The sequence below is a fragment of the Variovorax sp. GW822-FHT04A09 genome (genome assembly GCF_058801005.1).
The window spans coordinates 1,050,142-1,063,011 of the sequence record NZ_JBXAMV010000002.1 but is presented as its reverse complement, the minus strand read 5'-3'; the positions used below and the strand labels follow the sequence as shown (position 1 = coordinate 1,063,011).

Here is a 12,870-nt window from a genome sequence, read left to right as displayed (position 1 = left end):
GCACCATGGTCAGCGCTGTCTTCCATTCCCCGCTCGACGCCGTGACCTCGCAGGTCGCCGCGCCCGTGGTGTCCAGGCCCCTGGCACCCGCCCCCGCTGCGGCCGTTGCGGCGGCGGCACCCGTGCCCCGCACCCGCACGCCCCTGGACCTGCGCGCCTTCTGGATGCGCGTGCTCCCGCCGTTCCTGGGCTTCGGCCTGCTGGTGCTGGTGTGGGAGATCGTGGCCATGAAGAGCACCACCGGCTTTCCCTCGCCGCTGGCCACCTGGCAGCAGGCGCTCACAGTGTTCAGCGATCCGTTCTACAGCAAGGGCCCGAACGACCAGGGCGTGGGCTGGAACGTGCTGTCGTCGCTGCAGCGCGTGGCGCTGGGCTTCGGCCTGGCGGCGGCGGTCGGCATTCCGGCCGGCTTCGCCATCGGGCGCTTCGAGTTCCTCTCGCGCATGTTCAACCCGCTGATCAGCTTGTTGCGTCCGGTGTCGCCGCTCGCGTGGCTGCCCATCGGCCTCTTGGTGTTCAAGGGCGCCAACCCGGCCGCGATCTGGACCATCTTCATCTGCTCGATCTGGCCGATGGTCATCAACACCGCCGTGGGCGTGCAGCGCGTGCCCAGCGACTACATGAACGTGGCCAAGGTGCTCAACCTCAGCGAATGGAAGATCCTCACCAAGATCCTCTTTCCCGCCGTGCTGCCCTACATGCTCACCGGCGTGCGCCTGGCGGTGGGCACCGCGTGGCTGGTGATCGTCGCGGCCGAGATGCTCACGGGCGGCGTCGGCATCGGCTTCTGGGTGTGGGACGAGTGGAACAACCTCAACGTCGCCAACATCATCATCGCGATCTTCGTGATCGGCATCGTCGGCCTGGTGCTGGAGTTCGCGCTCATCAAGCTCGCTACCGCATTCACGTTCGAAGAGGTGAAGTCATGAACGACGATTCGAAGTACATCGAGATCCACGGCGTCGAGCAAGCCTTCAAGACGCCCAAGGGCCGCTTCGTCGCGCTGCGCGACGTGAACCTGAACGTGGCCAAGGGCGAGTTCGTCACGCTCATCGGCCACTCGGGCTGCGGCAAGTCGACGCTGCTGAACCTCATCGCCGGCCTGACCACGCCCACGCAGGGCGTGCTGCTGTGCGCCAACAAGGAGATCAAGGGCCCGGGCCCCGAGCGCGCCGTGGTGTTCCAGAACCACTCGCTGCTGCCCTGGCTCACCTGCTTCGAGAACGTGTACCTCGCGGTCGAGCGCGTGTTCGCGGCCACCGAGAACAAGGCGCAGCTGCGCGAGCGCACCGACGCGGCGCTCGCGCTGGTGGGCCTCACGCCCGCGGCGCAGAAGCGCCCCGGCGAAATCTCGGGCGGCATGAAGCAGCGCGTGGGCATCGCGCGGGCGCTGTCGATGGAACCCAAGGTGCTGCTGATGGACGAGCCCTTCGGCGCGCTCGACGCCCTCACCCGCGCCAAGCTGCAGGACGAGCTGCTCGCCATCGTGCAGAAGACGCACAGCACCGTCGTCATGGTCACGCACGACGTCGACGAAGCCGTGCTGCTCAGCGACCGCATCGTGATGCTCACCAACGGCCCGGCCGCCACCATCGGCGACGTGCTGGCGGTGGACATCGCCCGCCCGCGCAACCGCGTGGCGCTGGCTGAAGACCCGGCCTATGTGCATGCGCGCAAGGCGGTGATCGATTTCCTCTACACGCGCCAGGCGCATGTGGAGAAGGCTGCGGCCTGACCCAGGAGGTGCCGCACAACCGGCGTCAGGACATGATGACCTGCAGGCTGTGCTCGTACCAACCGGTCAGGCGCTCGAAGGTGTCCACGAGCGCCTCGCTGGAACGCACCAGCGTGGCGCGCCCCTCGGCGCTGTCGAGCGCCTGCACACCGCCGACGAGGCGCAGCCACTCGTCGCGCGCGCTCGCCAGCCCGGCGCGGATCTCGGGCGAGCTGAGCGGCGCACGCTCCAGCTCCAGCAGCGCAGCTTCGAATTCGTTCATGGTCGGCAACAGCCGCTCGCGCGAGGCGCCGGCCGCGAGCGTCGAGGCCAGCAAGGCGTCCTTGGCCAGCCGCTGCGCGCGCATGCGCTGCCGCCCGCAGATGTTGACGATGCGCAGCGCGCGCCGCGCACCCGAGGCCTCCAGCGCGTCCGTCAGCGACTCGGCCGCCGACAGCAAGGCCTCGCCGCGCGCATCGATCGCGGCCAGCCCTTGCGACGCGGGCTTGGCAACCAGCAGCGCGGCCAGCGCGAGCCACGCGGCCTGCACCTCGCCGAGCGCCTGCACGCCTGCCGGGCCCAGTTCGAGGGCCGTCAGATGATCCAGCGTCTGCTGCACCCGCTCGGTCGACTGCGTGCGCAGCACGCGCGCACGCTGCGCGTCGATGCCGGCCGCGAGCTGCGCCGCCACGCGCACCAGCCGCTGCGAGAGCATGCGCAGCTGCCCCGCGCGGTTGATCGCCTCGGCCCACTGTGCGGCCTCGATGACCGAGCGCGACACCTCGCCCAGCCGCAGGTTGGCGTGCATCGCGGCGCCGCGCAGCAGGCCAAAGGCCTCGTCTTCGCCGATGCCGCGCGCGGACATCAGCAGGCCCTTGGCGCGATCGACCCACTTGCGCTCGTCCATGCGCGTGCGCAGGGCGTCGAGTTCGGTGCGCAGCGCGGCCTCGCGGGTCCAGCGGGCCCGTGCCTGCGCGATCAATGCGGCGAGCGCATCGGCGCTCTCGATGGGTACCCACCCGTGCACGCCCGCGGCCACGAGCGCCGCGTGCTGCGCGCCGTCCAGCGGCGCACTCATCACGCCCAGTGCGCATGGCGGTGCGCCTCCCCAGGGCGCCAGTGCTTCGAGCAGCGCGTCGAGCTGCGGCTCTGTTGCATCCAGATGCACCAGGACCATCGACGGTGCAAGCGCCTGCGTGCGCTGCACCAGCGTGTGGCAGCCCGCACGCCCGAGCACCGCGACGCCCGCGGCATCGATCGACTGCTGCAGCGGCGCCGGCAAGGGCTCGCCTTCAGCGGGTTCAGGGGAAAGGACGACAAGAAGGGACATGGCGGCAAGGTGTGGCAAGGCCCGGGAAGCATAGGCCACGCCAGCCTGCATTCGCAGGCACGCCTCTTGCATCGAAGGGGGCACGGTGTAACGAAGCACCGCTTTGGTGAGGCTGCAGGTTCCCCCTGCATCCGCCCCGGCCGCCTCCAGGCTGGGCCCACCCCCATGCCGACGGCGTTCGCCGGCGGTACCCCGACTCCACCCCTGTCCGTCGACACGACCGCTGCCCGGTCGCGCCGCGGCTTTTTGCACCTTTGAACACCATGTCCGGTTTCAGGAATTTCTTGCAGTCAGGCCACAGTCCGACCCTGTTCGCGGCCTTCCTGTACTTCTCGTTCTCCTGCTGCATCTGGGTGCTCAACGGCGCCATGGCGCCCTTCATCGGCGAGACCTTCAACCTCTCGCCCGCGCAGAAGGGCCTGATGCTGTCGGTGCCGATCATCGCGGGCGCGCTCATGCGCTTTCCGCTGGGCCTGCTGTCGCAGTACATCGGCCGCAAGAAGGCCACGCTGGTCGAGATGGGCCTCATCGCCGTGGCGATGCTGTTCGGCTTCTTCTTCGTGAAGAGCTTCAACGACCTGCTCGCCATGGGCGTGCTGCTGGGCATCGCCGGCGCGAGCTTCGGCGTGGCGCTGTCGCTGGGCTCGGGCTGGTTCCCGCCGCAGCACAAGGGCCTGGCCATGGGCCTGGTGGGCGCGGGCAACGTGGGCACGGCCGTGTCGGTGCTGGTGGCGCCGCCGCTGGCCAACTGGCTGGGCTGGCAGGCGGTGTACGGCGTGGCCGCGGTCGCCATCCTCATCCCGATGGTCGTGATGGTGTTCTTCGCCAAGGAGCCGCCGGACGTGGACCCGCACGGCAGCTTCCGCGCCCACATCGCCTGCCTGTTCGAGAAAGACGGCTGGGTCTTCAGCCTGATCTACGGCGTGACCTTCGGCGGCTTCATCGGCCTCACGACCTTCCTGCCCTCGTACTACTACGACCAGTTCGGCGTGAGCAAGGTGCAGGCCGGCCAGCTGACGATGCTCGCGGCCTTCATGGGCGCGGCGGTGCGCATCGTGGGCGGCTGGCTGTCCGACCGCTGGGGCGGCGTGAACACGCTCACGGTGGTGCTGCTGGTGGTGGCCGTGGGCCTCGTGCTGGTGGGCTTCTCGTCGAGCTCGCTGGCGCTCACCACGCTGCTGCTGATCGTGTGCTTCGCCGCGCTGGGCGCGGGCAACGGCGCGCTGTTCCAGCTGGTGCCGCTGCGCTGGCCCACGAGCACGGCGGTGGCCGGCTCGATGATCGGCGAGATCGGCGCCCTCGGCGGCGGCCTGGTGCCCAACGCCATGGGCCTGTCGAAGCAATACCTGGGCAGCTATGCCTGGGGCTTCGTGTTCTTCGGTGCGCTCTCGCTGGCGATGCTGGGCGTGATGCGCGTAATGCAGATCCGCTGGACGCGCACCTGGGCCGAAAAAGGCGGACGCGCGCGCGTCACGCCGGCGCCAGCGGTTGCCAAGCCCTCGCCCGTTCGCAAGGCCGCCCGTTCATGAGCCTCTTCGCCCGCCCCCGCTCAACGTGGCAGGAAGAGAAGCCACACGATGAGCAGCACGTTGAACAGCACCGACACGCCGAGCGCGAGCTGGTACAGCGCGAGCGGATCACGGCGGATCAACGGCGTGGCGGCGGGCGCGTTCACGGGGCGCGAAGCACCGCGCTCCAGCGCGAGCAGCATCTCCTCGGCGGTCTCGAAGCGTTCGCGCGGATCGCGGGCCACGGCCTTGCGCACGAGGTGGTCGAGCCACACGGGCACGTCGGGCCGCAGGCGCGAGAGCGCGACCGGATCGCGCCGGTAGCGCGCCACCTGGTAGGGCTCGATCTCGCCGTAAGGCAGGTGCCCGCCCAGCCACTGGTAGAGCGTGGCGCCGAGCGCGAACAGGTCGCTGCCCGCATCGGCCACGCCGCCTTCCTCCCACTGCTCGGGGTTGATGTAGCTCGGCGTGCCCGCATGCAGCTCGCGCTGCGCCGCGCCCTCGCGGCCCGAGATCGCCACGCCCAGGTCGAGGATGCGCCAGCGCCCGTCGTCGCCCCGGTGCAGATTGCCGGGCTTGATGTCGCGGTGGACCACGCCGTGGCGGTGCAGTCGCCCGAGCGCACGGCTCACCTCGATGGCCGCGGCGACCACCTCGGCCACGGTGCCGCGCGTGCCGTCCTTGCGCATCTGCTCGAGCGTGCGCCCGCCGTGCCAGTCGAACACGATGTACAGCGCGCTGGCGTCCGGTGCGCGCTCGTGCACGCGCACGAAGCCGCCGCCCTGCCCCACGCGCTGCCCCAGCCAGGCCTCGTGCGCCAGCATCGCGCGCTCCTGCGGGTCGCCGGCACGCGAGGGGTGCAGGGTCTTGAGCGCGACCAGTTCGCGCGTGACCGGATGGCGCGCCTGGTACAGCAGGTGTACGCCGGTGTCGGCCACCAGGCCGGTGACGACATAGCCGTCGAGCGCGTCGCCCACCTTGAGCCACGGCGGCGGCGCCAGGCGGCGGCCGTCGCCGAGTTCGTCGTCGAGCTGGCGCGCGTCCAGCCCCACCACGCGGATCACCAGCGCGGTCGCGTTGTCGCGCGTGCCGGCGTCCAGCGCGGCCTGCACCAGCGCTTCGCTCGCGGCCTCGGCGTCGCCCTGCAGCGCGAGCGCGGCCACCTGCTGCGGCTTGAGCACGCCGTGCACGCCGTCGGTGCTGAGCACGAAGCAGTCGCCCACGCGCACGTCGCCCTGCAGGTAGTCGACACGCACCTGGTCGTCCAGGCCGATGGCGCGCGTGAGCCGGCTGCGCATGTCGGGGTGGTCGAAGGCGTGGTCCTGCGTGAGCAGCTGCGCGGGCTCGCCGTCGGCGCGCACGCGCCAGGCGCGCGTGTCGCCCACGTGGGCCAGCGTGTAGCTCTGGCCGTGCAGCACCAGCGCGGTGAGCGTGGTGAGCGCCGTGCCGGCGCCCTCCTGCTTGCCCTGGCGCCGGCGGTTGTGGTCGGCCAGCCAGCCGTTCTGCGCGCCGATCAGGCGGTCGAGCGCGGCGGTCGGCTCCCAGGTCGCGGGCGTGGCGAAGTAGTCGGCCAGCAAACCCATCACCGTGGTCTGCGCCGCCTCGCGGCCGCGTCCGCCGCTGGAGACCCCGTCGGCAATGGCCGCGATGAGCCCGCGGGCCTCGTCGCCGGCCGGCGCATGCACCGTGCCGGCGAAGTCTTCGTTCGCGTCGCGCGGCCCGCGCTGGCTGCTGTAGCCGATGTCCACTTCAAAGCTCATGGCGCGATTCTGACCGCGCGCCGCGGGCCGTCGTTCGGTTGATTTCCCTGAAAGGTCCCGCCCCATGAAGAAAATGAAACTCGTGATGGTCGGCAACGGCATGGCCGGCGTGCGCACGCTCGAAGAGCTGCTGAAGATCGCACCCGACCTGTACGACATCACCGTCTTCGGCGCCGAGCCGCACCCCAACTACAACCGCATCCTGCTGTCGCCCGTGCTCGCGGGCGAACAGACGGTGGACGAGATCGTGCTCAACAGCTGGGAGTGGTACAGCGACAACCACATCACGCTGCACGCCGGCAAGAAGGTGGTGGAGGTCGACCGCGTGAACCGCATCGTGCGCGCGGAAGACGGCACCGAGGCGCCCTACGACCGCCTGCTGATGTGCACCGGCTCCAACCCCTTCATGCTGCCCGTGCCCGGCAAGGACTTGAAGGGCGTGATCGCCTACCGCGACATCGCCGACACCGACTACATGATCGAGACCGCGCGCACGCACAAGAACGCGGTGGTCATCGGCGGCGGCCTGCTGGGCCTCGAAGCGGCCAATGGCCTGATGCTGCGCGGTATGACCGTGACGGTGGTGCACGTGATGCCCTGGCTCATGGAGCGCCAGCTGGACGACGTGGCGGGCAAGCTGCTGCAGAAGTCGCTCGAAGACCGCGGCCTGAAGTTCCTCATGGGCGCGCAGACGCAGGACCTGGTCGGTGGCGACGACGGCCGCGTGAAGGCCATCCGCTTCAAGGACGGCACCGAGGTCGCGGCCGACCTCGTGGTCATGGCCGTGGGCATCCGCCCCAATGTGGAGCTGGCCGAGAAGATGCGCCTGCACTGCAACCGCGGCATCGTGGTGACCGACACGATGCAGACCGTGACCGACGCTCGCATCTACTCGGTGGGCGAATGCGCGGCGCACCGCGGCATCGCCTACGGCCTGGTCGCGCCGCTGTTCGAGCAGGCCAAGGTGGCGGCCAACCACCTGGCGCTGTTCGGCATCGGCCGCTACCTCGGCTCGCTCACGTCCACCAAGCTCAAGGTCACGGGCATCGACCTGTTCAGCGCCGGCGAGTTCATGGGCGGCGAAGGCACCGAAGAGATCGTGATGAGCGACCCCTTCGGCGGCGTCTACAAGAAGCTGGTGCTGAAAGACGACAAGCTGATCGGCGCCTGCCTGTACGGCGACACGGTGGACGGCAGCTGGTACTTCAAGCTGCTGCGCGACGGCCGCAGCGTGCACGACATCCGCGACAAGCTGATGTTCGGCGAATCGAACATCGGCGACACCGGCCACGAGGGCCACAGCAAGGCCGCGAGCATGCCCGACGATGCCGAGGTGTGCGGCTGCAACGGCGTGAACAAGGGCACCATCTGCAAGGCCATCAAGGAGAAGGGCCTGTTCACGCTCGACGAGGTGAAGAAGCACACCAAGGCCAGCGCCAGCTGCGGCTCGTGCACCGGGCTGGTCGAACAGATCCTGATGTTCACCGCGGGCGGCGACTACTCGGCCACGCCGAAGAAGAAGGCGATCTGCGGCTGCACCGACATGAGCCACCAGGACGTGCGCGACGCGATCCGCAAGGAGCACTGGCTCACGCACGACGCGGTCTACCGCGGCATGGGCTGGCGCACGCCCAACGGCTGCGCCACCTGCCGCCCGGCCGTCAACTACTACCTGATCAGCACCTGGCCGAAGGAGGCGAAGGACGATCCGCAGAGCCGCTTCATCAACGAGCGCAGCCACGCCAACATCCAGAAGGACGGCACCTACTCCGTCATTCCGCGCATGTGGGGCGGCCACACCACGCCCGACGAGCTGCGGCGCATCGCCGATGCGGCGGACAAGTACAAGATCCCGACCGTCAAGGTCACGGGCGGCCAGCGCATCGACCTGCTGGGCGTGAAGAAGGAAGACCTCGAGGGCGTGTGGAAGGACATCGGCATGCCCAGCGGCTTTGCGTACGCCAAGTCGCTGCGCACGGTGAAGACCTGCGTGGGCAGCGAGTGGTGCCGCTTCGGCACGCAGGACTCCACGCAGATGGGCAAGGACCTGGAGCGCGCGCTGTGGGCCATGTACTCGCCGCACAAGGTCAAGCTGGCCGTGTCGGGCTGCCCGCGCAACTGCGCCGAGGCCGGCATCAAGGACGTGGGCGTGATCGGCGTCGACTCGGGCTGGGAGCTGTACGTGGGCGGCAACGGCGGCATCAAGACCGAGGTGGCGCAGTTCCTCGTGAAGGTGAAGACCAGCGAGGAAGTGATGGAACACGCCGGTGCCTTCCTGCAGCTGTATCGCGAGGAAGGCTGGTACCTGGAGCGCACCGTGCACTACATCGGCCGCGTCGGGCTGGACTACGTGAAGAAGAAGGTCCTCGAAGACGCCGAGGGCCGCAAAGCGCTGTGGGAACGGCTGCAGTTCGCGCTCGACGGCGAGCCCGACCCGTGGTTCGAATCGGCGCAGGCCTCGGTGGATGTGCGGCAGTTTGCGCCGCTGAGCGTGTGATCGGAGCGACCGCTTGAAACGACGACTTTTCATCGCTTCTTCCGCCCTCGCCGCGCTCGCCCCGGCGGGCGCCCGCGCGCAGGTGGCCGACCTCAACGACGCCATCAACAAGGCCGGCCGCCAGCGCATGCTGTCGCAGCGCGCGAGCAAGGCCTACCTGGCGCTGGTGCAGAAGGTGGAGCCGCGCAGCGCGCAGCAGGTGCTCGACCGCTCGGTGGCGCTGTTCGAGCGCCAGCTCGGCGAGCTCAAGGCCTTCGCCCCGACGCCAACGCTGCGCGCCACCTACGACGGCCTGGACGGCGCCTGGCGCGCGTTCCGCACCGAGCTGGCCGACGCAGCGCCCGGCCGGGACGCCGCCGCGCGGGTGGTGGCCCTCGACGCCGCTGTGCTCGCGCTGGCCCACCAGGGCACGGCGCAGTACGAGGCCGCCTCGGGCAAGCCGGTCGGGCGGCTGGTCAACATCGCGGGGCGCCAGCGCATGCTGTCGCAGCGCATGGCCAAGTGCTACCTGGCCGCGGCGATGCAGATCGACCCGGCCGGCAGCACCGCCGAGATCGCCAAGGCGCGCACCGAATTCCTGGCCGCGCTCGAGCTGTTGCGCAACGCGCCCGAGGCCACCGCGCAGATCCGCCAGGAGCTGGTGCTGGCCGACGCGCAATGGATGTTCTTCAACCGCGGCCTGCAGCGCCTGGACGGAGCGGGCGCCTCGCCCGCGCTGATGTCCGACGTGTTCGTGAGCAGCGAGAACCTGCTCGCGATCATGGACCGCGTGACCGGCCTGTACGCCGAGATCAAGACCTGACCCGCGCCCGACCCCAAAGACAAGAGAGCCCCACCATGAGCGATTGGAAAGCCATCTGCCGCCTCGACGACATCCCCGTGCTCGGCGCCCGCCGCGTGATGCGGCCCGCCGGCCTGGACGTGGCCGTGTTCCGCAATGCCGAGGACCAGGTCTTCGCCCTGCTCGACCGCTGCCCGCACAAGGGCGGCCCGCTGAGCCAGGGCATCGTGTTCGGCACCAGCGTGGCCTGCCCGCTGCACAACTGGGCCATCGGCCTGGACGACGGCTGCGCCCGCTCACCCGACGAAGGCTGCACGCCCAAGTTCGCGGTGAAGCTCGAAGACGGCGTGGTGCACCTGGACGCCGGCGAGCTGGCCACGCACGCGCTCGACCTGGAGCGCCCGGTCGCCGGGCCGCAGCGCCTGGCCGCCGTGACGGTCCTGTCCCCGGAAGAAGGTTGAGGCCCGCATGACCCAGGAGACGCGCTCCACCTGCCCGTACTGCGGCGTCGGCTGCGGCGTCATCATCGAATCGCAGGGCGACCAGATCACCGGCGTGCGCGGCGACCCCGACCACCCGGCGAACTTCGGCCGCCTGTGCACCAAGGGCTCGACCTTGCACCTCACGGCCAGCGCGACCGTCACGCGCCAGACGCGGCTGCTGCAGCCCCTGCAGCGCCTCGCGCGCAAGGAGGCGCCCGCGCCCGTGACGTGGGACCACGCGCTCGACCTCGCCGCCGGCAAGTTCGCGCAGGTGGTGCGCGACCACGGCCCCGACGCGGTCGGCTTCTACGTGTCGGGCCAGCTGCTCACCGAGGACTACTACGTCTTCAACAAGCTCGCCAAGGGCCTGGTCGGCACCAACAACATCGACACCAACTCGCGCCTGTGCATGAGCAGCGCGGTGGCCGGCTACAAGCAGACGCTGGGCGCCGATGCGCCGCCGGCCTGCTACGACGACCTGAAGCATGCCGAGTGCCTGTTCATCGTGGGCAGCAACACGGCGTGGGCGCACCCCATCCTGTTTCGCCGCATCGAGGACGCGAAGGCCGCGAACCCGGCGCTGAAGATCGTCGTGGCCGACCCGCGCCGCACCGACACGGTCGAGATCGCCGACCTTTTCCTGCCGATCCAGCCCGGCACCGACGTCATGCTGTTCCACGGCATGCTGCACCTGATGCTGTGGGAAGGCTGGACCGACACCGCCTACATCGCGGCCCGCACCAACGGCTTCGACGCGCTGAAGGCCACGGTGCGCGACTGCACGCCCGACACCGTGGCGCAGGTGTGCGGCATTCCCAAGGACGACCTGCTCGCGGCGGCGCGGATGTTCGCCACCTCGCCCGCCACGCTGAGCCTGTATTGCCAGGGCCTGAACCAGTCGTCCAGCGGCACGGCGAAGAATGCCGCGCTCATCAACCTGCACCTGGCCACGGGCCAGATCGGCAAGCCTGGCGCGGGCCCGTTCTCGCTCACCGGCCAGCCCAATGCGATGGGCGGGCGCGAGGTGGGCGGCCTGGCCAACCTGCTGAGCGCGCACCGCGACCTGGCCAACCCCGAGCACCGCGCCGAAGTGGCCGCGCTGTGGGGCGTGCCCTCGGTGCCCGACAAGCCCGGCAAGACGGCCGTCGAGATGTTCCAGGCCGCGGCCGACGGCGAGATCCGCGCGCTGTGGATCGCCTGCACCAACCCCGCGCAATCGATGCCCGACCAGGCCACGGTGCGCCGCGCGCTCGAACGCGCCGAGTTCGTCGTGGTGCAGGAAGCCTTCGCCACCACCGCCACCTGCGCCTTCGCCGACCTGCTGCTGCCCGCCACCACCTGGGGCGAGAAGGAAGGCACCGTGACCAACAGCGAGCGCCGCATCTCGCGCGTGCGCCCGGCCGTGCCCGCACCGGGCCAGGCGCGCAACGACTGGTCGATCGGCGTGGCCTTCGCGCGCCGGCTCGAACAGCAGCTGGGCCGCACCTTCACGCTGTTCCCGTACGAGAGCGCCGAATCGGTCTGGAACGAGCACCGCGAATCCACGCGCGGGCGCGACCTGGACATCACCGGCCTGAGCTACGCGATGCTCGAGAACGCCGGCCCGCAGCAATGGCCGCTGAAGGAAGGCGAGCGCACCGGCCGCGTGCGCCTGTACGAAGACGGCGTGTTCCCCACGCCCGACGGCCGCGCCCGCTTCGTCGACACGCCCTACAAGCCCGTGGCCGAGGCGCGCGAGGCGCGCTTTCCCTTCTCGCTGAACACCGGCCGGCTGCGCGACCAGTGGCACGGCATGAGCCGCACCGGCACGGTCGGCAAGCTGTTCGGCCACGTGGCCGAGCCCGTGGTGCAGATGAACGCGCAGGACATGGCGCGCCGCCAGATCGCCGAGGGCGACCTGGTGCACCTCACGTCCAAACGCGGCTCGATCCTGCTGCCGGCGCGCGCCAGCGCCGAGATCGGCCTGAGCCAGGCCTTCGTCGCCATGCACTGGGGCGAGGAGTACCTGAGCGGCTGCTCGTCGACCGGCGTGCGGCTCGCGGGCATCAACGCGCTCACCACGCCGGCCTACTGCCCGACCTCGAAGCAGCCCGAGCTCAAGCACACGCCCGTGAAGATCCTCAAGGCCGAACTGCCGTGGTCGCTGCTGGCGATGGCCTGGCTGCCCGCCGGCGACGCGCTCACGGCGCAGCGCGCACTGCAGCCGCTGATGGCGCTGTTCCCCTTCGCCACCTGCGTGCCGTTCGCGGGCAATGCGCCCGGCGAAGAAGAACGCAGCGGCGTGCTCTTTCGCGCCGCCGCGCACGACGCGCCCGACGCCGCGCTGGTCGACAAAATCGAAGCCCTGCTGGGCCTGCAGACCGCCGACACCCTGCGCTACGCCGACCACCGCCGCGGCCAGCGCCGCGCCGCGCGGCTGGTGCGCCGCGCCGACGGCAGCGCCGGGCTTGAGGCCTTTTTGCTGGGCGGCGACACCAGCGCCGAAGCCTGGATCGCCACCCTGCTGCGCGAGGAACTGCCGGCCCAGAGCTACGGCCGCCTGCTGCTGTCGCCGGGCGCCCGCGCGCCGGTGGCCGTGCAGTCGCGCGGCAAGCCGGTGTGCGCCTGCTTCAACGTGACCGACCGCGCCATCGAGGCCGAGCTGGTGCGCTGCACCGGCAGCGCCGACGAACGGCTGGCCGCGCTGCAGGGGGCACTGAAGTGCGGCACCAACTGCGGGTCGTGCGTGCCGGAACTCAAGCGCATGGTGCGGGCCACCCCGGCCGAAGCACTGGCCGTGGGGGCATAAGCCGACTCAC

General features: G+C 70.4%; 9 protein-coding genes. 7 read left to right on the top strand and 2 right to left on the bottom strand.

The window, feature by feature from the left end; all coding sequences use genetic code 11:
* The first annotated feature begins 5 nt into the window (after positions 1-5).
* Together ntrB and AC1RLW_RS15940 are read left to right on the top strand one after the other, a co-directional pair.
* A complete protein-coding gene (gene ntrB / locus AC1RLW_RS15945; protein ID WP_492684303.1) occupies positions 6-929 on the top strand; it encodes a nitrate ABC transporter permease in 924 nt (307 codons plus the stop codon).
* Complete coding sequence (locus AC1RLW_RS15940) at positions 926-1,735, top strand: ABC transporter ATP-binding protein (RefSeq protein ID WP_493193867.1); 810 nt, start codon at positions 926-928, stop codon at positions 1,733-1,735. The genes ntrB and AC1RLW_RS15940 overlap by 4 nt, the downstream gene beginning before the upstream one ends.
* A 25-nt stretch (positions 1,736-1,760) precedes the next feature.
* On the opposite strand, the gene AC1RLW_RS15935 is transcribed toward AC1RLW_RS15940, so the two are convergent.
* A complete protein-coding gene (locus AC1RLW_RS15935) occupies positions 1,761-3,044 on the bottom strand; it encodes an ANTAR domain-containing protein (RefSeq protein WP_493193865.1) in 1,284 nt (427 codons plus the stop codon).
* A gap of 263 nt (positions 3,045-3,307) precedes the next feature.
* Here AC1RLW_RS15935 and AC1RLW_RS15930 point away from each other — a divergent pair, with 263 nt between their 5' ends.
* Positions 3,308-4,573, top strand: coding sequence for an MFS transporter (locus AC1RLW_RS15930; protein WP_493193864.1), 1,266 nt, complete (start codon positions 3,308-3,310; stop codon positions 4,571-4,573).
* 20 nt (positions 4,574-4,593) lie between these two features.
* Here AC1RLW_RS15930 and AC1RLW_RS15925 read toward each other — a convergent pair whose 3' ends face one another.
* Positions 4,594-6,312: a bifunctional protein-serine/threonine kinase/phosphatase gene (locus AC1RLW_RS15925; RefSeq protein ID WP_493193862.1), complete on the bottom strand. Its 1,719-nt coding sequence runs from the start codon at positions 6,310-6,312 to the stop codon at positions 4,594-4,596.
* A 64-nt stretch (positions 6,313-6,376) separates the two neighbouring features.
* Here AC1RLW_RS15925 and nirB point away from each other — a divergent pair, with 64 nt between their 5' ends.
* The 4 genes from nirB to AC1RLW_RS15905 are packed head-to-tail and all read left to right on the top strand — an operon-like array spanning position 6,377 to position 12,860.
* Positions 6,377-8,809 carry a nitrite reductase large subunit NirB gene (gene nirB / locus AC1RLW_RS15920; RefSeq protein WP_493193860.1) on the top strand — a complete coding sequence of 811 codons (2,433 nt, stop codon included), beginning with the start codon at positions 6,377-6,379 and terminating at the stop codon, positions 8,807-8,809.
* 13 nt (positions 8,810-8,822) lie between these two features.
* On the top strand, positions 8,823-9,611 hold the full coding sequence (locus AC1RLW_RS15915) for a type IV pili methyl-accepting chemotaxis transducer N-terminal domain-containing protein (protein WP_493193859.1): 789 nt from the start codon (positions 8,823-8,825) through the stop codon (positions 9,609-9,611).
* 35 nt (positions 9,612-9,646) lie between these two features.
* Positions 9,647-10,051, top strand: coding sequence for a nitrite reductase small subunit NirD (gene nirD / locus AC1RLW_RS15910; RefSeq protein ID WP_062475470.1), 405 nt, complete (start codon positions 9,647-9,649; stop codon positions 10,049-10,051).
* Positions 10,052-10,058: 7 nt separating this feature from the next.
* Positions 10,059-12,860: a nitrate reductase gene (locus AC1RLW_RS15905; RefSeq protein WP_493193857.1), complete on the top strand. Its 2,802-nt coding sequence runs from the start codon at positions 10,059-10,061 to the stop codon at positions 12,858-12,860.
* The last annotated feature ends 10 nt before the right edge of the window (positions 12,861-12,870 follow it).

What these genes read in the sequence shown, in the direction of transcription:
- AC1RLW_RS15935 (WP_493193865.1), bottom strand. Translation starts at nt 3,044, where the DNA reads ATGTCCCTTCTTGTCGTCCTTTCCCCTGAACCCGCTGAAGGCGAGCCC.
- AC1RLW_RS15925 (WP_493193862.1), bottom strand. Translation starts at nt 6,312, where the DNA reads ATGAGCTTTGAAGTGGACATCGGCTACAGCAGCCAGCGCGGGCCGCGC.
- ntrB (WP_492684303.1), top strand. Translation starts at nt 6, where the DNA reads ATGGTCAGCGCTGTCTTCCATTCCCCGCTCGACGCCGTGACCTCGCAG.
- nirD (WP_062475470.1), top strand. Translation starts at nt 9,647, where the DNA reads ATGAGCGATTGGAAAGCCATCTGCCGCCTCGACGACATCCCCGTGCTC.
- nirB (WP_493193860.1), top strand. Translation starts at nt 6,377, where the DNA reads ATGAAGAAAATGAAACTCGTGATGGTCGGCAACGGCATGGCCGGCGTG.
- AC1RLW_RS15940 (WP_493193867.1), top strand. Translation starts at nt 926, where the DNA reads ATGAACGACGATTCGAAGTACATCGAGATCCACGGCGTCGAGCAAGCC.
- AC1RLW_RS15905 (WP_493193857.1), top strand. Translation starts at nt 10,059, where the DNA reads ATGACCCAGGAGACGCGCTCCACCTGCCCGTACTGCGGCGTCGGCTGC.
- AC1RLW_RS15930 (WP_493193864.1), top strand. Translation starts at nt 3,308, where the DNA reads ATGTCCGGTTTCAGGAATTTCTTGCAGTCAGGCCACAGTCCGACCCTG.